Raw genomic sequence first — 19,233 nt, 5'->3', positions numbered from 1 at the left:
ATAATTTCGTTGATTAATTATAGGGTTATTAGAAACGAAGGGTTTTTTAGAATATTGACCTGGCGGCAGCAGTCCGCCAGGTCAGCGTCGAAATATTATGCCGTCCGGGCAACGGCATCACGCGAAGCAGCATCGCGCTCTTCGCCCTTCAGCTCGCTAAGTTGCCCATTGCGCATTTCCAGCAGACGGTCGGCGTGGATAAAGTAATGATCATCATGACTGATGGCGAAAATCGTTTTACCCATCTCCTGCATCAGCGGCAGCAGCACCTGATAAAACTCACGACGGAAGTGTGGGTCCTGATCTGCCGCCCATTCATCCAACAGGATAATATCGCGTTCTTCAGCCAAAGCCAGCAACAGCGCCACGCGTTTTTTCTGCCCTTTTGATAACTTCAGGTTAACAATACGCCCGTTGCTTAACTCAAGCTTATGAGCCATTTTCAGCTGCGCCAGCCACTTCTCAACCAGTTGCGGGTTAGCGGGTTGCCCCTCCGGCCCCAGCAGTTGATCAAACAGCCAGACATCGGTAAACACTGCCGAAAACAGTTTGCGATAATCTTCCGGTTGTTCGCCGCTGACAGGGTTGCCATCCAGCAAGATTTCGCCGCTTTGTGGCTGATACAAGCCCGTCAGCAACATCGCCAGCGTCGATTTTCCGCTACCGTTGCCGCCAATCAGAAACAGCAGTTCGCCACGTTTAATGGTGAGGTTAATCGGCCCAACGGAAAACGCGTTATCCTGATATGCAAACGTAACATTGCGCAGCTCCAGCGTTTGCCAGTTGGGAAACGTCTGCGGACGCGGAAACTCTGCTTTGAAAGGCGCGAGTGCGAATTTATTCAGCTTGTTAAACGCCACCTGCGCCGTCAGCAGCGTCGGTAATGCGCCAACCGCCGAAAGCAGCGGCGTACGCAGGAATAACAGCGTTAGCGAATAGGTCGCGGCAACGTTGGTATCAGCCCAACCGAGACTGTTCGCCATCCAGAACACCAGGCCGATTGCGCCCAGCATCATGATGTTTGACCAGTTCACAGCACTAAGATGGAAGGTGTCTGCGCGGATGATATGATGGCGATACTCTTGCGCATCAGGAATGTAGAGGTTGTTAAACACATACTCGGCGCGTTCACGGTTAAGAGTCAGCTCTTTGCGCCCTTCGAGTACAGTTTGAAAATCCGTGTACAGCTTGTCTTCGGTTTCACGCAGGGTCGCCATATGTTTGTAAACCCGCGCCACCAGTACAAAACCGCCCCAGATGGTGACCGCCATCCAGATAGCCGTTACCAGCAACATCTTGCCCGACAGCATCCACAGATACGCCGCCGAACCGATAGTGAGAATGATCCCCTGCACCAGTTCTGGCAGACGAACAAACGCAATAGTGATATTGCGCACATCGCTGGTTAACCCCGCCAGCAACGAGGCGCTACCGAGTTGTTCGATACGCTCGACGTGAGTATCCAGAATCCGCTTGATAAATTCGCTACGCAGTCGGTAAACGAAATGATGCCCCAGAGTGGTGAGCGCCAGTTGCGAACCTAGCGTCACCGCCATTAACAGCAGCAATAAACCGAGAAACTCCGGCAACACCAGCAGACTGGTATCCGCCGTTTCGATAAGGCGCTGATTGATAAAAGCAATTAAGCCAATGCCTAATGCCGCACTGGCGAGGCTTAGCGCCATCACACTGATAAATGGCCAGCGATACTGCCGCCAGACAAGTACAAGAAGTTCCATGCAAAAAACCCGGACAATGAATTACAGCCCGCAGTTTAAACATCTCCGCGCGCACAGCAATAATAATTCTTATTTTTATTCTTTTTTACCTGCCTGACGGAATGTCAGGTTGTAGCGGCAGTCGGCGGTGAGTGGATGAAAGCCCGCTTTCAACGGTTGAATGCCGTGATAAAACAGCCGCGATTCACCGCCCCATACCACCACATCGCCATGTTCCAGCAATAAACGTTTGAGCGGATCATTTCGTTTCAGGCCACCAAATTGAAAAATCGCGGGTAAGCCCAGAGAAACAGAAACTATTGGCGCACGCAGATCCGGTTCGTCTTTATCCTGATGCAGCGACAGTTTCGCGCCAGGAGCGTAGCGGTTGATAAGACAAGCATCTGGCTGGAAATCTGGATAGCCCGCCGCCGTCGCCGCACGTTGACATAAATTATGAAAACTCTGCGGCATGGCGGGCCACGGTTTATTTGTTTGCGGATCAATGGGCGAATAGAGATAACCTTGCCGATTGGTCGTCCAGCCCAGATGCCCACAGTTGGTCATCGCCACCGACATGGTATATCCGCCTGGAGTGACCATCTGGCGAAACGGCGACTGGCTGGCAACGTCATTAATATCGCGGATCAGTTGCTCCGCAGCGTTAAAAGCAAAACGGTGCAAAATCACCGCTCCAGCCGCCAGTGGTTCTTGCCACGGTTCAGCATCGGCAAACAGATCCAACATTACCTCTCCTCATTTTCAGCTTCTCTGCGCAGCAGTTGCGCTTTGCGCGACACGCCCCAGCGGTAACCGGAAAGTGTGCCATCACCACGGACTACCCGATGACAGGGTATTACGATAGCGAGCTTGTTGGCTGCACAGGCGCTGGCAACGGCCCGTACCGCTTTCGGTTTGCCGATGGCGTTCGCCAGTTGCTGATAACTGACGGTTTCACCACAAGGTATCGTGCGCAGTGCCTGCCAGACTTGTTGCTGAAAAGCAGTGCCGCGAATGTCCAGCGGTAACGTCAGCGGCGTATCGCGTTGATTGAGGCTGGCGATCACTTCACGCACATGTTGCTGAAACGTCAGATCGGCAGGCGCGTTGTCGGCAGCGGGAAACATCTGCTGCAACTCGCTGATTAGCGTCGCGTCATCATCGCCCAGCAATATCGCGCAAATCCCCCGCTCGCTTTCTGCCACCAGGCAACGGCCCAGCTCACAATCAGCCAGCGCGTAACGCACCGCCAGATTTTCGCCACCATGACGGAATTGTTTAGCCGTCATGCCCAGCGTTTCGTCAGCTTTGCGGTAGTAACTGCTGCTGTCGGGGAATCCGGCGTTAAGAATAGACGTCGTCACGCTCTCCCCTTTCGCCAGCGATTCACGCAAACGGCGAGCGCGCCAGGCCTGTTGCCAGGCTTTAGGCGTCATTCCGGTAGTCGCTTTAAACAACCGATGCAGATGGAACGGACTCATCGCCACCTGGTCGGCTAAGGCTTCCAGCGTTACAGGCGTTTCCTGTTCCAGCAGTCGGCAGGCGTGGGTAATTTTATCAAGGCGATGTTGCCGGGGATTGGCTTTGTCTGGCTGACAACGTTTGCAGGGGCGAAATCCGGCGGCGAGTGCCTCGCTGGCATTTGCGTAGAAGGAGACATTTTCCCGCAAGGCATGTCTGGCTCGGCAAGACGGACGGCAAAAAATACCCGTGGTGCGCACGGCGAAAACGAATTCGCCGTCGGCGTTCGGGTCGCGGGCTAAGATAGATTGCCAGCGTTGATCGTCAGTTAAGCATGTGGCGTTTTTCATAATCAGCTCCCTGGTTAAGGATAGCCTTTAGTCTGCCCGGTCACCATCACGCAAAAACCAACAATCTTGCGCTTTAATTTTTTTCGCTGATAAGGAAGCTTTTAAACTGCGGCGACATCCAGGTTTTAAAGCTATCGCCCTCTTTGGTGATCATATAAACCGCCAGCCCTTCCCGGCGAACAACCTCTTTGGCTTTCTCCGGCCCGAGTACCATTAAGCCAGTATCCCAGGCATCGGCTTCCAGCGCCGTCGGGGCAATCACCGTCACGGATACCAGATTGTGTTCGATGGGACGCCCGGTTTGCGGATCGATAACATGGGAAAGACGTTTGCCGTCCAGTTCGTAATAGTTACGGTAGCTGCCAGAGGTGCTAATGCCATGACCGTTGATATCCACCACGGCCTGAACCGCGTTTTCTTTATCGGTTGGTTTTTGAATCGCTACCCGCCACGGCTGGCCTTCACCGTTCATACCACGGCTGTTCAGCGCGCCGCCCACCGACACCAGATAGCGGGAAATCCCTTCCTGCTCCATCAAGCGTGCCAGATGATCCGCCGCATAGCCTTCGCCGACGGTGGAGAGATCGACATATAATTCCGGCAGGTCTTTTTGCAGATATTGCTGATGCGACTGATTAATGACCGTCAGGTGCTGTAAGCCGGTTTTGGCTTTCATCGCATCGATCTGTTCCTGGCTCGGAATTTGAACCGGCTGTTGTTCCGGGCCAAAGCCCCACAGATTCACCAGCGGCCCGACGGTTATATCCATCGCACCATCGGTCCTTGCGCCAATGCGCAGCGAGGTAGTGACGATATCGGCCATCGCTTCACTTACCGGCCACGGCGATAAACTTTGCGAGTCGTTAAATCGCATCAGCGCGGAATCTTTTTTATAGGTCGAAAGCAGCTGATCGTCAGCGTCCAGCTGGGTCTGAATCTTTTCTTTAAGTTCGGCACTGCGTTTGGCGTCAATGCCCGGAATGCTGGCACGCCAGAAGGTACCCATGGTTTTGCCTTCGAGAACGGTAACTTCAATAGCGTGGGTTTTGGCGGGTTGTGGTTTTTGATCGCAACCAACAAAGAAGAGCGCGGCAGCCAGCAGTGCCACGCGGGTAAAGCTTATTTCCATACGTGATTATCCTCATGCGAACGGTCGCAAGAGTACACCATAAAACTGAGTTTGTACGCTGAAAACAATGAAAAAAGGGCCCGCAGGCCCTTTGTTCGATATCAATCGAGATTAGAACTGGTAAACCAGACCCAGAGCTACGATGTTATCAGTGTTGATGCCAGCGTCACGAGTGAACTGGTTGTCGTCCAGCAGGTTGATTTTGTAGTCAACATAGGTGGACATGTTTTTGTTGAAGTAGTAAGTAGCACCAACATCAACATATTTCAGGATATCTTCGTCGTCGTAGTTACGACCTTTGATGACACCCAGGTTTTTACCTTTAGACTGCAGGTAAGCCAGGGACGGACGCAGACCGAAGTCGAACTGGTACTGAGCAACAGCTTCGAAGTTCTGTGCTTTGTTCGCCCAACCCAGGGAACCTACGCGAGTTGCGTTGTAGGTCTGGGTGTACTGAGCAGCCAGGTAGATGTTGTTAGCGTCGTATTTCAGACCGCCAGTGTAGGTTTCAGCACGGTCGCCAGTACCGATCAGACCAGTGTTGTTCTGATCCCAGGTACGTTTGGAGCTGGAGATCGCACCACCGATACCAAAGCCTTCGTAATCATAAGTGATAGATCCACCAACGCCGTCGCCGTTCTGACGCAGAGCTTTACGACCATTGTTGGTGATGCCATGACCAGTGAAATCCGGATCATTTTCACCGCTTACGCTGCCATTCTGGCCCTGGTACTGAACAGCAAAGTTCAGGCCGTCAACCAGACCGAAGAAGTCAGTGTTACGGTAGGTCGCGAAGCCGTTACCACGCTGCTGCATGAAGTTGTCAGAACCGTAGGTGTCGCCACCGAATTCTGGCAGGACGTCGGTCCAGGAAGTTACGTCGTAAACTACGCCGTAGTTACGACCGTAGTCGATAGAACCAATGTCCTGGAATTTCAGACCAGCAAATGCCACACGGGTCCAGGAGTTGTTTTCGCTTTCCGGAGCGTTGCCCTGGATCTGATATTCCCACTGGCCGTAACCGGTCAGCTGGTCAGTAACCTGAGTTTCACCTTTGAAGCCAAGACGCATGTAGGTCTGGTCGCCATCTACAGACTTGTCGTCAGAGAAATAGTGCAGGCCGTCTACTTTACCGTACAGATCTAATTTGTTGCCGTCTTTGTTGTAAACTTCAGCAGCGTTTGCTGCGCCTGCTACCAGCAGAGCTGGGACCAGGAGGGACAGTACTTTAACTTTCATGTTATTAACCCTCTGTTATATGCCTTTATTTGCTTTTTTATGCCACTGCATACTGATTAACCCTCATTAATCAGTCGGCAAGTCCATTCTCCCCAAAAATGCAGAATAATCCAACACGAATATGATACTAAAACTTTTAAGATGTTTCATTTATCGCTATAGATGTTTCAGAATGTAAATACAAGGGAACTTTTTAAGATTATTGCGGAATGGCGAAATAAGCACCTAACATCAAGCAATAATAATTCAAGGTTAAAATCAATAACTTATTCTTAAGTATTTGACAGCACTGAATGTCAAAACAAAACCTTCACTCGCAACTAGAATATCTCCCGCTATCATCATTAACTTTATTTATTACCGTCATTCATTTCTGAATGTCTGTTTACCCCTATTTCAACCGGATGCCTCGCATCCGGTTTTTTTTACCCTTCTTTACACACTTTTCATTATTCTGTGCTACCACAGGAAAACTATAACGCTTGTTAACTATTTCACAAATAATTAACATCAGCATAATTTCCAGCAATCTTCGTTTATTTGCAATTAATTTCGTTAGGCTTTTTGTAGGTTATTTGTACAGCAAAATGGCGCTTGTACATCTATTTCCCCCAATACAGGATGATAAATATCACGGGAGAATAGAGAATCATCAATCAGGTAAGAGTCTGGAATTTCACACTGTACCCTTTATACTGCCCTATCACTTCGCGAAGTTTTAACAGGTCATAAACACGAATGCGTCAGAAAGAGACAACGGCCACGACCCGCTTTTCACTCCTACCGGGGAGCATTACCCGCTTCTTTTTACTGTTGATCATTGTGTTACTGGTGACGATGGGTGTAATGGTACAAAGCGCCGTTAACGCCTGGCTGAAAGATAAAAGTTACCAGATTGTCGACATTACCCACGCTATCCAAAAGCGCGTCGATACCTGGCGTTATGTGACCTGGCAGATTTACGACAACATTGCCGCGACGACTTCCCCCTCCTCCGGCGAAGGTTTACAAGAGACGCGCCTGAAACAGGATGTCTACTATCTGGAAAAACCACGCCGCAAAACGGAAGCGTTAATCTTTGGCTCTCACGACAACTCAACGCTTGAGATGACTCAACGGATGTCCACCTATCTGGACACGTTATGGGGCGCAGAAAATATACCGTGGTCGATGTATTACCTGAATGGTCAGGATAACAGTCTGGTACTGATCTCGACCCTACCCCTCAAAGATCTCACCTCCGGATTTAAAGAATCGACCGTCAGCGACATTGTTGATTCACGTCGCGCAGAGATGTTGCAACAGGCCAACGCGCTCGATGAACGCGAAAGTTTTTCTAACCTGCGCCGCCTGGCCTGGCAGAACGGTCATTACTTTACCTTGCGTACCACGTTCAACCAGCCGGGACATCTGGCAACGGTCGTTGCTTTTGATCTGCCGATTAATGATTTGATCCCACCGGGTATGCCGCTGGACAGTTTCCGCCTTGAGCCAGACGCGACGGCAACGGGAAACAATGAAAATGAGAAAGAAGGGACGGATAGCGTCAGTATCCACTTTAACAGTACGAAGATTGAAATCTCCTCGGCACTCAACTCTACCGATATGCGCCTGGTCTGGCAGGTTCCTTATGGCACCTTATTGCTGGATACGTTGCAAAACATTCTGCTGCCACTGCTGCTGAACATCGGTTTGCTGGCGCTGGCGTTATTTGGCTATACCACATTCCGCCATTTCTCCAGCCGCAGTACAGAAAGCGTCCCCAGCACGGCGGTCAATAACGAATTGCGCATTTTACGGGCAATTAATGAAGAGATAGTCTCACTGCTGCCGCTCGGCCTGCTGGTTCACGATCAGGAATCGAACCGCACTGTCATAAGTAACAAAATTGCCGATCATTTGCTGCCGCATTTAAATCTGCAAAACATCACTACCATGGCGGAGCAGCATCAGGGGATTATTCAGGCGACGATCAATAACGAGCTGTATGAGATCCGCATGTTCCGCAGCCAGGTTGCGCCGCGCACACAAATTTTCATTATTCGCGATCAGGATCGCGAAGTGCTGGTAAACAAGAAACTCAAGCAGGCGCAGCGTCTGTATGAGAAAAACCAGCAGGGGCGGATGACCTTTATGAAAAACATTGGTGATGCGCTGAAAGAACCCGCACAGTCCCTGGCGGAGAGCGCGGCTAAACTCAACGCCCCGGAAGGCAAACAACTGGCGAATCAGGCAGATGTGCTGGTGCGGCTGGTCGATGAAATACAGTTAGCGAATATGCTTGCGGACGATAGCTGGAAAAGTGAGACGGAGCTGTTCTCCGTGCAGGATTTGATTGATGAAGTTGTGCCTTCAGTATTGCCTGCCATCAAGCGTAAAGGTCTGCAACTGCTGATTAACAATCATCTGAAAGCACACGATATGCGCCGCGGCGATCGCGATGCCTTACGACGTATTTTGCTACTACTGATGCAATATGCCGTGACCTCAACGCAATTGGGAAAAATCACCCTTGAGGTTGATCAGGATGAGTCCTCCGAAGACCGCCTGACGTTCCGCATTCTGGACACCGGAGAAGGCGTAAGCATTCATGAAATGGATAATTTGCACTTCCCGTTCATCAACCAGACCCAAAACGATCGCTATGGCAAGGCGGACCCGCTGGCATTCTGGCTGAGCGATCAACTGGCACGTAAACTGGGCGGTCATTTAAACATCAAAACGCGGGATGGGCTTGGTACACGCTACTCTGTGCATATCAAAATGCTCGCAGCTGACCCGGAAGTTGAAGAGGAAGAAGAACGATTACTGGATGATGTCTGCATAATGGTGGATGTTACTTCGGCAGAAATTCGGAATATTGTCACTCGCCAGTTAGAAAATTGGGGTGCAACCTGTATCACACCCGATGAAAGATTAATTAGTCAAGATTATGATATCTTTTTAACGGATAATCCGTCTAATCTTACTGCCTCTGGCTTGCTTTTAAGCGATGATGAGTCTGGCGTACGGGAAATTGGGCCTGGTCAATTGTGCGTCAACTTCAATATGAGCAACGCTATGCAGGAAGCGGTCTTACAATTAATTGAAGTGCAACTGGCGCAGGAAGAGGTGACAGAATCGCCTCTGGGCGGAGATGAAAATGCGCAACTCCATGCCAGCGGCTATTATGCGCTCTTTGTAGACACAGTACCGGATGATGTTAAGAGGCTGTATACTGAAGCAGCAACCAGTGACTTTGCTGCGTTAGCCCAAACGGCTCATCGTCTTAAAGGCGTATTTGCCATGCTAAATCTGGTACCCGGCAAGCAGTTATGTGAAACGCTGGAACATCTGATTCGTGAGAAGGATGTTCCAGGAATAGAAAAATACATCAGCGACATTGACAGTTATGTCAAGAGCTTGCTGTAGCAAGGTAGCCTATTACATGAACAATATGAACGTAATTATTGCCGATGACCATCCGATAGTCTTGTTCGGTATTCGCAAATCACTTGAGCAAATTGAGTGGGTGAATGTTGTCGGCGAATTTGAAGACTCTACAGCACTGATCAACAACCTGCCGAAACTGGATGCGCATGTGTTGATTACCGATCTCTCCATGCCTGGCGATAAGTACGGCGATGGAATTACCTTAATCAAGTACATCAAGCGCCATTTCCCAAGCCTGTCGATCATCGTTCTGACCATGAACAACAACCCGGCGATTCTTAGTGCGGTATTGGATCTGGATATCGAAGGGATCGTGCTGAAACAAGGTGCACCGACCGATCTGCCGAAAGCTCTCGCCGCGCTGCAGAAAGGGAAGAAATTTACCCCGGAAAGCGTTTCTCGCCTGTTAGAAAAAATCAGTGCTGGCGGTTATGGTGACAAGCGTCTCTCGCCAAAAGAGAGTGAAGTTCTGCGCCTGTTTGCGGAAGGTTTCCTGGTGACCGAGATCGCTAAAAAGCTGAACCGCAGTATCAAAACCATCAGTAGCCAGAAGAAATCTGCGATGATGAAGCTGGGTGTCGAGAACGATATTGCTCTGCTGAATTATCTCTCTTCTGTGACCTTAAGTCCGGCAGATAAAGACTAATCATCTGTAGGCCAGATAAGACGCGTCAGCGTCGCATCTGGCATTTGCACTGAATGCCGGATGCGGCGTAAACGCCTTATCCGGCCTACGATTCCCATTATTTCAATGGATTACAACAAAGTAGGCCAGATAAGACGCACCAGCGTCGCATCTGGCATTTGCACTGAATGCCAGATGCGGCGTAAATGTCTTATAAGCCTACGATTCCCGCGATTTCCTGACCCTCTCGGCATATACCGTCAGCGTCTGTTTTATCACATCCAGCGTTACCGGCTTCGACAGGCAGCTGTCCATACCGGACTCCAGACACCGCTGCTTCTCTTCAGCCAACGCATTAGCAGTTACTCCGATTACCGGCAACGTCAGTCCCAACTGACGAATGCGTTGCGTCAAGCGGTAACCATCCATATTTGGCATGTTGACGTCGCTAAGCACGATATCAATATGATTCTTGCTAAGTACATTAAGCGCATCGACGCCATCATTCGCGGTTTTACATTGATAGCCCAACGATCCCAACTGATCTGCAAGCAGACGCCGGTTAATCGGATGATCATCCACGACGAGAATCATCATATCGTCATTATCGCTGACCGCTTTGTCCGTCGTCGGCAGAGTGTTAGCAGGATCATCGCTCTCCATCTCGATCAGATATATACGTGCCAGCAATGCCGGTAGCTCATGCGGGGCCGCCACACTGTGTACCCACTCCCCGGGCGCTTTCTCCAGCGGAATACCAATATGACGACGACAGAAGGTCACTACCGCTCTGCCCTGCCATTTTCTACTCACTACCTCGTCGGTGATTAACACATCTTCGGGAGTCGGTTCCTGCCCTTCGTATGTTGTAACGACTATGCCGCTGCGCTGCAAACTGGTTTCCAGGAACTGACAGAGCGACGCATTGCGGACTGCCAGCCAGCAGCGTTTCCCGCTCAACCCTTCCGCGCTTTTTTTCTGCGGGTACTGAGCGCCATACAACGGAATACGCACAGTAAACTGGCTGCCCATTCCCGGTTCTGAATCTACCGAGATGTCGCCGTCCATCATGCTGATCAGTTTTTCACAAATCGCCAGCCCCAGACCGGTCCCCTGGAAGTTACGCTGTACGCCCGTGCCGACCTGGAAGAAGGGATCAAACAAGCGCACCACTTCTTTCGCCGGAATCCCCACCCCCGTATCACGCACACGGATAGAGAGATAATCGCCATCAGCGCGAACATGCAGAACTATACAGCCGGTATCGGTGAATTTTATGGCGTTACTCAACAGGTTGGAGATGACCTGCTGTAAACGCATTGGGTCGCCATTTAAGGCCACTGGCACATCCGGTTCAATAAAGCAGTACAAGCCTAGCTGCTTGCGTACCACCAGCGGTAAATAGTTGGCGGTGATGTGGTTCATCACTTCACGCGGTGAAAACTCACGCGGTTCGATCTTCAACTGTTCTGATTCAATTTTCGAGAAATCGAGAATATCGCTGATAATTTTCAACAACAGGCTGGAAGAGTTGTTCATTGCCGTCACCAGACGATCGACGCCTTTTGGCAGCTCTTTGGTTTGCAACAGATCCAGGTTACCGATAATGCCATACAGCGGCGTTCGCAGCTCATGACTTACGGTGGCAAGGAACATCGATTTTGACTGACTCGCCTGTTCCGCTGCTTGTGCCATCTCCTGCAACGACTCTTCCATCTTCACGCGCGAAGAAACATCCACCAGCACACAAATAGCCACGTTTTCATTACGATAGCGCGAATGGACGAAGCTGATTTGCAGATTGGTATTGTTGCTGGTCAGGACATCAACAAAATTGACCTGCTGACCACAGATAATTTGCGTCAGTCGTTGGCGATCCTCATGCGTAAGCATATTGAGATAGGTATGCGCAAGTTCGTTACTTAAAATATTAACACCATCAGCGGTACGCAAAATGCAGATACCCACTGGCGCGGAGGCGACAATCTTGCGATTAAACTGCTCATGCTCTTCCAGTCGCAGGGCGTCGCTTTCCGCAGGAATGAATATACGCCGCTCGTACATCCGTGCGAGAGTAAACAACGCGGCTCCGGCAAGCACATTCAGCAAAATCGCGTTAAGGATCAACATGCGAATGCGCTCCAGCACCTTATCAACCGGCACCGAATAGACGATGCTTAACGATGAAGGTGGCAGGTTTTTCTTCAGCACCAGTTCCCGGAACCCTTCCGTATAGCCAAACCAGGAACGTTCCTGCATCCAGCGAGGATCGCTCTTAATCTTGCTTTCCGGTCCGGTAAGCGAAATCAGGGTATGACCATTTTCATCAAGAATGGTTACCCCCATCGGCAATGTACCAGGTAAGAAGAAGTTCTCCATCCTGATAGTCTGCTCGACACCTAAAAGCGCCTGCAACCGGTTCGCCAGATAAACTGGCGTCAAGGCGTAAAAATACCCGACGCCAGGGCGCGGACCTTCGCTGATCCAGTAGAGGTTACTGCCGCTATCATCTTGTGGTGCATTTCGATATTTATTGATGCGTTCATGCAAAGCTTTCAATGCGGTATCGCGTTCCACTGGCATATCACGTAGACCGAAATTGGCCATGCAGAGGTTATCGCTGCCGATTAAAAATACCCGGTTGAGATCGTAAGCCGCAGAGAAATTATCGCGCCAGTAGCGCATAAACCACGCCAATGACTCCAGAGAACCTCGCCAGGTGTTACTCATTGCGGAACAATCGGAGTCGGCAAACAGTGGTTCAAACACAGGCACATCTGCCTGCGTTTCTCGTCCACGCGGCGAAAGCACACCGTTTTCTGCCGATAAGCGATTTTCAGCTATGTACTTCAGCTCTTTCATCACATCAGAGGTGCGTTGAATAAAGCGCTGAGCCTGATCGGAACTCAGATTAAATTCCTGACGAATTTCCGATTCTCGCTGATGCAACGCATTAACGATGTAAAAAACGGATGAAAAAGCAATCAACAGCCAGAGCACTAACGCCAATGCTCTGAACATGTAGCGCGAGGCTTTCAGGGTTGTACGAAAAGAAGCAAGGTATTTCAAAGGGGCGAAGCTCCGCCTCAGGTGACCGATGGAGTGTGGTTAAGGTAGCGGTAAAAGCGTGTTACCGCAATGTTCTCTCTTCTCTGGAATATGATACACCGCCGAGAAATCATCACCTTAACCTCTGATAATCGTCATATACCGGACAAGACTAGTGGGATTCAGCATGCATTATATGAAGTGGATTTATCCACGCCGCTTACGCAATCAAATGATCCTGATGGCAATCCTGATGGTCATTGTCCCAACGCTTACTATTGGTTATATCGTAGAAACGGAAGGACGTTCAGCAGTCTTATCTGAAAAAGAGAAAAAACTTTCTGCCGTGGTCAACCTGCTTAATCAGGCGCTAGGCGATCGCTACGATCTCTACAACGACTTACCACGTGAGGAGCGAATCCACGCACTGAATGCAGAACTTGCTCCCATTACTGAAAATATCACTCACGCCTTTCCTGGCATAGGTGCTGGTTATTACAACAAAACGCTGGATGCGATAATCACTTACGCGCCTTCAGCGCTGTATCAGAATAATGTGGGCGTTACTATTGCCGCAGATCACCCTGGTCGCGAAGTCATGCGTACAAATACTCCTTTGATTTATTCAGGCAGGCAGGTGCGCGGCGATATTTTGAATTCAATGATCCCCATTGAGCGTAATGGTGAAATCCTCGGTTATATCTGGGCCAATGAATTAACCGAAGATATTCGCCGCCAGGCCTGGAAAATGGATGTGAGGATTATCATTGTGCTCACCGCCGGTTTGCTGATAAGCCTGCTGTTGATTGTCCTTTTCTCCCGTCGCCTGAGCGCCAATATAGATATCATCACCGATGGTCTCGCGACTCTGGCGCAAAATATTCCCACTCGATTACCACAATTGCCCGGTGAAATGGGGCAAATTAGTCAGAGTGTCAACAACCTCGCCCAGGCACTGCGTGAAACGCGAACACTTAACGATCTGATTATTGAAAACGCTGCCGATGGCGTCATTGCCATTGACCGCCAGGGTGATGTAACCACCATGAACCCGGCAGCAGAAGTCATCACTGGCTATCAACGTCATGAACTGGTAGGGCAGCCTTACTCCATGTTGTTCGACAATACTCAGTTCTACAGTCCAGTACTGGATACGCTGGAACATGGCACCGAACATGTGGCGCTGGAGATCAGTTTTCCAGGCCGTGACCGCACCATTGAACTCAGTGTCACTACCAGTCGTATTCATAACACGCACGGTGAAATGATAGGTGCTTTGGTGATTTTCTCTGATTTAACTGCCCGCAAAGAAACCCAGCGCCGCATGGCGCAAGCAGAACGCCTCGCCACACTGGGTGAGCTGATGGCTGGCGTGGCGCATGAAGTACGTAATCCGTTAACGGCTATTCGTGGTTATGTACAGATCTTGCGCCAACAAACCAGTGACCCAATACATCAGGAATATCTGTCCGTAGTACTCAAAGAAATCGATTCAATTAACAAAGTTATTCAGCAATTGCTCGAATTTTCACGCCCACGCCACAGTCAATGGCAACAAGTCAGCCTCAATGCATTGGTTGAAGAAACTCTGGTACTGGTACAAACCGCCGGCGTACAAGCGCGGGTCGACTTCATAAGCGAACTGGATAATGAATTAAGCCCGATTAACGCCGATCGTGAACTGCTCAAACAGGTACTACTGAATATCCTGATCAATGCCGTCCAGGCTATCAGTGCACGAGGGAAAATTCGCATTCGAACCTGGCAGTATAGCGATTCACAACAGGCCATTTCGATAGAGGACAACGGGAGTGGCATTGATCTCTCGCTGCAAAAAAAGATCTTCGATCCCTTTTTCACTACCAAAGCCTCAGGAACCGGGCTTGGTCTGGCGTTAAGTCAACGCATCATTAATGCCCATCAGGGTGATATTCGCGTCGCCAGTTTGCCGGGTTACGGCGCAACCTTCACGCTTATTTTACCGATCAACCCGCAGGGAAATCAGACTGTATGACTGCTATTAATCGCATCCTTATTGTGGATGATGAAGATAATGTTCGCCGTATGCTGAGCACCGCTTTTGCACTACAAGGATTCGAAACACATTGTGCGAACAACGGGCGCACAGCATTACACCTGTTTGCCGATATTCACCCTGACGTGGTGTTGATGGATATCCGCATGCCAGAGATGGACGGCATCAAGGCACTAAAGGAGATGCGCAGCCATGAGACACGGACACCCGTTATTCTGATGACGGCCTATGCTGAAGTGGAAACCGCCGTCGAAGCACTACGCTGCGGAGCCTTCGACTATGTTATCAAACCGTTTGATCTCGATGAGTTGAATTTAATCGTTCAGCGCGCTTTACAACTCCAGTCAATGAAAAAAGAGATCCGTCATCTGCACCAGGCACTTAGCACCAGCTGGCAATGGGGGCACATTCTCACCAACAGCCCGGCGATGATGGACATCTGCAAAGACACCGCCAAAATTGCCCTTTCTCAGGCCAGCGTCTTGATTAGCGGTGAAAGCGGCACCGGGAAAGAGTTGATTGCCAGAGCGATTCACTACAATTCGCGGCGGGCCAAGGGGCCGTTCATTAAAGTCAACTGCGCGGCACTGCCGGAATCGTTGCTCGAAAGTGAACTGTTTGGTCATGAAAAAGGTGCATTTACTGGTGCACAAACCTTGCGTCAGGGATTATTTGAACGTGCCAACGAAGGTACTCTGCTCCTCGACGAAATTGGCGAAATGCCGCTGGTACTGCAAGCCAAATTACTACGCATTCTGCAGGAACGGGAATTTGAACGGATTGGCGGTCATCAGACCATAAAAGTTGATATCCGCATCATTGCAGCCACCAACCGTGACTTGCAGGCAATGGTAAAAGAAGGCACCTTCCGTGAAGATCTCTTTTATCGCCTTAACGTTATTCATTTAATACTGCCGCCTCTGCGCGATCGCCGGGAAGATATTTCCCTGTTAGCTAATCACTTTTTGCAAAAATTCAGTAGTGAGAATCAGCGCGATATTATCGACATCGATCCGATGGCAATGTCACTGCTTACCGCCTGGTCATGGCCGGGAAATATTCGAGAGCTTTCCAACGTTATTGAACGCGCCGTCGTGATGAATTCAGGCCCGATCATTTTTTCTGAGGATCTTCCGCCGCAGATTCGTCAGCCAGTCTGTAATGCTGGTGAAGCAAAAACAGCCCCTGTCGGTGAGCGTAATTTAAAAGAGGAAATTAAACGCGTCGAAAAACGCATCATTATGGAAGTGCTGGAACAACAAGAAGGAAACCGAACCCGCACTGCTTTAATGCTAGGTATTAGTCGCCGGGCATTGATGTATAAACTCCAGGAATATGGTATCGATCCGGCGGATGTATAACACCAAAACTTGCTATGCAGAAATTTGCACAGTGCGCAAATTTCTGCATAGCCGTTCATTCAACCTCTTAATCCCCATCTTATTTATTCTTACTATTCAATAATTTAAAAAACAATATCAAACATTTTCATTCTGGCACTCCCCTTGCTATTCCCTGACTGTACCCACAACGGTGTATGCAAGAGGGATAAATAATGAAAACAAAATTGATGACATTACAAGACGCCTCCGGCTTCTTTCGTGACGGCATGACCATCATGGTGGGCGGATTTATGGGAATTGGCACTCCATCCCGCCTGGTGGAAGCATTACTGGAATCTGGCGTTCGCGACCTGACATTGATAGCCAATGATACCGCGTTTGTTGATACCGGCATCGGTCCGCTCATCGTCAATGGTCGAGTCCGCAAAGTAATTGCTTCACATATCGGCACCAACCCGGAAACCGGACGGCGCATGATTTCTGGCGAAATGGAGGTCGTTCTCGTACCGCAAGGTACATTGATTGAGCAAATTCGCTGTGGTGGAGCTGGACTTGGTGGTTTTCTCACGCCAACTGGTGTCGGCACCGTCGTAGAGGAAGGCAAACAGACGCTGACACTCGACGGTAAAACCTGGCTGCTTGAACGTCCACTGCGCGCCGACCTGGCGCTCATTCGCGCCCATCGTTGCGACACACTTGGCAACCTGACCTACCAACTTAGCGCCCGCAACTTTAACCCCCTGATTGCCCTTGCGGCTGATATCACGCTGGTGGAGCCAGATGAACTGGTCGAAACCGGCGAACTGCAACCTGACCATATTGTCACCCCTGGTGCCGTTATCGACCACATCATCGTTTCACAGGAGAGCAAATAATGGATGCGAAACAACGTATTGCGCGCCGTGTGGCGCAAGAGCTTCGTGATGGTGACATCGTTAACTTAGGGATCGGGTTACCCACAATGGTCGCCAATTATTTACCGGAGGATATTCATATCACTCTGCAATCGGAAAATGGCTTCCTCGGTTTAGGCCCAGTCACGACAGCGCATCCAGATCTGGTGAACGCTGGCGGGCAACCATGCGGCATTTTACCCGGCGCAGCGATGTTCGACAGCGCAATGTCGTTTGCGCTGATTCGTGGTGGTCATATTGATGCCTGCGTACTCGGTGGTTTGCAGGTAGACGAAGAAGCCAACCTCGCGAACTGGGTAGTGCCTGGAAAAATGGTGCCCGGTATGGGTGGCGCGATGGATCTGGTGACCGGGGCACGCAAAGTGATCATTGCCATGGAACATTGCGCCAAAGATGGTTCAGCAAAAATTTTGCGCCGCTGCACCATGCCGCTCACTGCGCAACACGCGGTGCATATGCTGGTCACTGAACTGGCAGTCTTTCGTTTCATTGACGGCAAAATGTGGCTCACCGAAATTGCCGACGGGTGTGATTTAGCCACCGTGCGTGCCAAAACCGAAGCTCAGTTTGAAGTCGCCGCCGATCTGAATACGCAGCGGGGTGATTTATGATAGGTCGCATCTCGCGTTTTATGACGCGTTTTGTCAGCCGGTGGCTTCCCGATCCACTGATCTTTGCCATGTTGCTGACATTGCTAACGTTCGTGATCGCGCTTTGGTTAACACCACAAACGCCGATCAGCATGGTGAAAATGTGGGGGGACGGTTTCTGGAACTTGCTGGCGTTCGGTATGCAGATGGCGCTTATCATCGTTACCGGTCATGCCCTTGCCAGCTCTGCTCCGGTGAAAAGCTTGCTGCGTACTGCCGCTTCCGCCGCAAAGACGCCCGTACAGGGCGTCATGCTGGTCACTTTCTTCGGTTCAGTCGCTTGTGTCATCAACTGGGGATTTGGTCTGGTTGTCGGAGCAATGTTCGCCCGTGAAGTCGCCCGGCGAGTACCCGGTTCTGATTATCCGTTGCTCATTGCCTGCGCCTACATTGGTTTTCTTACCTGGGGTGGCGGTTTCTCTGGTTCAATGCCTCTGTTGGCTGCCACACCGGGCAATCCGGTTGAGCATATCGCCGGGCTTATCCCGGTGGGCGATACTCTGTTCAGTGGTTTTAACATTTTCATCACTGTGGCATTGATTGTGGTGATGCCATTTATCACCCGCATGATGATGCCAAAACCGTCTGACGTGGTGAGTATCGATCCGAAACTACTCATGGAAGAGGCTGATTTTCAAAAGCAACTACCGAAAAATGCTCCACCGTCCGAGCGACTGGAAGAAAGCCGCATTCTGACGTTGATCATCGGCGCACTCGGTATCGCTTACCTGGCGATGTACTTCAGCGAACATGGCTTCAACATCACCATCAATACTGTCAACCTGATGTTTATGATTGCGGGTCTGCTGCTACATAAAACGCCAATGGCTTATATGCGTGCTATCAGCGCGGCTGCGCGCAGTACCGCCGGAATTCTGGTGCAATTCCCCTTCTACGCCGGGATCCAACTGATGATGGAGCACTCCGGTCTGGGGGGGCTCATTACTGAATTCTTCATCAATGTTGCGAACAAAGACACCTTCCCGGTAATGACCTTCTTTAGTTCTGCACTGATTAACTTCGCCGTTCCGTCTGGCGGCGGTCACTGGGTTATTCAGGGACCTTTCGTGATACCTGCAGCCCAGGCGCTGGGAGCCGATCTCGGTAAATCGGTAATGGCGATCGCCTACGGCGAGCAATGGATGAACATGGCACAACCGTTCTGGGCGCTGCCAGCACTGGCAATCGCCGGACTCGGTGTCCGCGACATCATGGGCTATTGCATCACTGCCCTGCTCTTCTCCGGCGTCATTTTCGTCATTGGTTTAACGCTGTTCTGACGGCAACCC

At 50.3% G+C, this 19,233-nt stretch carries 13 protein-coding genes; 7 read left to right on the top strand and 6 right to left on the bottom strand.

From position 1 onward, the window contains the following. Nucleotides 1–95 precede the first annotated feature (95 nt). From yojI to ompC, 5 genes are all read right to left on the bottom strand, one after another. A complete protein-coding gene (yojI, locus tag ATB02_RS10985) occupies nucleotides 96–1,739 on the bottom strand; it encodes a microcin J25 efflux ABC transporter YojI (protein WP_105271570.1) in 1,644 nt (547 codons plus the stop codon). Nucleotides 1,740–1,814: 75 nt separating this feature from the next. Next, on the bottom strand, nucleotides 1,815–2,465 hold the full coding sequence (gene alkB / locus ATB02_RS10980) for a DNA oxidative demethylase AlkB (protein ID WP_000884932.1): 651 nt from the start codon (nucleotides 2,463–2,465) through the stop codon (nucleotides 1,815–1,817). Next, nucleotides 2,465–3,529 (bottom strand): bifunctional DNA-binding transcriptional regulator/O6-methylguanine-DNA methyltransferase Ada, encoded by a 1,065-nt coding sequence (gene ada, locus ATB02_RS10975; protein WP_105271569.1) that lies wholly within the window; start codon nucleotides 3,527–3,529, stop codon nucleotides 2,465–2,467. Before ada ends, alkB begins: the two co-directional genes overlap by 1 nt. Before the next feature lie 73 nt (nucleotides 3,530–3,602). Continuing rightward, entirely contained in the window at nucleotides 3,603–4,658 is a 1,056-nt protein-coding gene (gene apbE, locus ATB02_RS10970; protein WP_105271568.1) for an FAD:protein FMN transferase ApbE, read from the bottom strand. A gap of 111 nt (nucleotides 4,659–4,769) precedes the next feature. Next, entirely contained in the window at nucleotides 4,770–5,897 is a 1,128-nt protein-coding gene (gene ompC, locus ATB02_RS10965; protein WP_088541289.1) for a porin OmpC, read from the bottom strand. 738 nt (nucleotides 5,898–6,635) lie between these two features. Between ompC and rcsD the strand changes: the two genes are divergently transcribed. Together rcsD and rcsB are read left to right on the top strand one after the other, a co-directional pair. Further along, on the top strand, nucleotides 6,636–9,308 hold the full coding sequence (gene rcsD, locus ATB02_RS10950) for a phosphotransferase RcsD (RefSeq protein ID WP_001249100.1): 2,673 nt from the start codon (nucleotides 6,636–6,638) through the stop codon (nucleotides 9,306–9,308). A gap of 16 nt (nucleotides 9,309–9,324) precedes the next feature. Next, complete coding sequence (gene rcsB / locus ATB02_RS10945; RefSeq protein WP_001061917.1) at nucleotides 9,325–9,975, top strand: response regulator transcription factor RcsB; 651 nt, start codon at nucleotides 9,325–9,327, stop codon at nucleotides 9,973–9,975. 198 nt (nucleotides 9,976–10,173) lie between these two features. On the opposite strand, the gene rcsC is transcribed toward rcsB, so the two are convergent. Further along, a complete protein-coding gene (gene rcsC, locus ATB02_RS10940) occupies nucleotides 10,174–13,023 on the bottom strand; it encodes a two-component system sensor histidine kinase RcsC (RefSeq protein WP_000876047.1) in 2,850 nt (949 codons plus the stop codon). 166 nt (nucleotides 13,024–13,189) lie between these two features. On the opposite strand from rcsC, the gene atoS reads away from it, so the two are divergent. From atoS to ATB02_RS10915, 5 genes are all read left to right on the top strand, one after another. Then, complete coding sequence (gene atoS, locus ATB02_RS10935; RefSeq protein ID WP_000559132.1) at nucleotides 13,190–15,016, top strand: two-component system sensor histidine kinase AtoS; 1,827 nt, start codon at nucleotides 13,190–13,192, stop codon at nucleotides 15,014–15,016. Then, a complete protein-coding gene (gene atoC, locus ATB02_RS10930; RefSeq protein WP_000125281.1) occupies nucleotides 15,013–16,398 on the top strand; it encodes an acetoacetate metabolism transcriptional regulator AtoC in 1,386 nt (461 codons plus the stop codon). The genes atoS and atoC overlap by 4 nt, the downstream gene beginning before the upstream one ends. Before the next feature lie 194 nt (nucleotides 16,399–16,592). Then, the gene (gene atoD / locus ATB02_RS10925) at nucleotides 16,593–17,255 is read left to right on the top strand and encodes an acetate CoA-transferase subunit alpha (RefSeq protein WP_000850525.1); all 663 of its coding nucleotides are present in this window, start codon (nucleotides 16,593–16,595) and stop codon (nucleotides 17,253–17,255) included. Next, nucleotides 17,255–17,905: an acetate CoA-transferase subunit beta gene (gene atoA / locus ATB02_RS10920; protein ID WP_000339050.1), complete on the top strand. Its 651-nt coding sequence runs from the start codon at nucleotides 17,255–17,257 to the stop codon at nucleotides 17,903–17,905. The genes atoD and atoA overlap by 1 nt, the downstream gene beginning before the upstream one ends. Continuing rightward, nucleotides 17,902–19,224, top strand: a complete 1,323-nt coding sequence (locus ATB02_RS10915) for a TIGR00366 family protein (protein WP_000580281.1) — start codon at nucleotides 17,902–17,904, stop codon at nucleotides 19,222–19,224. Before atoA ends, ATB02_RS10915 begins: the two co-directional genes overlap by 4 nt. Nucleotides 19,225–19,233: the final 9 nt, after the last annotated feature.

This window comes from Escherichia sp. MOD1-EC5189 (assembly GCF_002966045.1).
Taxonomy (GTDB): Bacteria; Pseudomonadota; Gammaproteobacteria; order Enterobacterales; family Enterobacteriaceae; genus Escherichia; species Escherichia coli_F.
Note: the sequence above shows the minus strand (reverse complement) of the source record. Positions and strands in the feature narration are given on the sequence as shown.

Coding starts and splice junctions, on each gene's coding strand:
- yojI (WP_105271570.1), bottom strand. CDS start 1,739: ATGGAACTTCTTGTACTTGTCTGGCGGCAGTATCGCTGGCCATTTATC.
- alkB (WP_000884932.1), bottom strand. CDS start 2,465: ATGTTGGATCTGTTTGCCGATGCTGAACCGTGGCAAGAACCACTGGCG.
- ada (WP_105271569.1), bottom strand. CDS start 3,529: ATGAAAAACGCCACATGCTTAACTGACGATCAACGCTGGCAATCTATC.
- apbE (WP_105271568.1), bottom strand. CDS start 4,658: ATGGAAATAAGCTTTACCCGCGTGGCACTGCTGGCTGCCGCGCTCTTC.
- ompC (WP_088541289.1), bottom strand. CDS start 5,897: ATGAAAGTTAAAGTACTGTCCCTCCTGGTCCCAGCTCTGCTGGTAGCA.
- rcsD (WP_001249100.1), top strand. CDS start 6,636: ATGCGTCAGAAAGAGACAACGGCCACGACCCGCTTTTCACTCCTACCG.
- rcsB (WP_001061917.1), top strand. CDS start 9,325: ATGAACAATATGAACGTAATTATTGCCGATGACCATCCGATAGTCTTG.
- atoS (WP_000559132.1), top strand. CDS start 13,190: ATGCATTATATGAAGTGGATTTATCCACGCCGCTTACGCAATCAAATG.
- atoC (WP_000125281.1), top strand. CDS start 15,013: ATGACTGCTATTAATCGCATCCTTATTGTGGATGATGAAGATAATGTT.
- atoD (WP_000850525.1), top strand. CDS start 16,593: ATGAAAACAAAATTGATGACATTACAAGACGCCTCCGGCTTCTTTCGT.
- atoA (WP_000339050.1), top strand. CDS start 17,255: ATGGATGCGAAACAACGTATTGCGCGCCGTGTGGCGCAAGAGCTTCGT.
- ATB02_RS10915 (WP_000580281.1), top strand. CDS start 17,902: ATGATAGGTCGCATCTCGCGTTTTATGACGCGTTTTGTCAGCCGGTGG.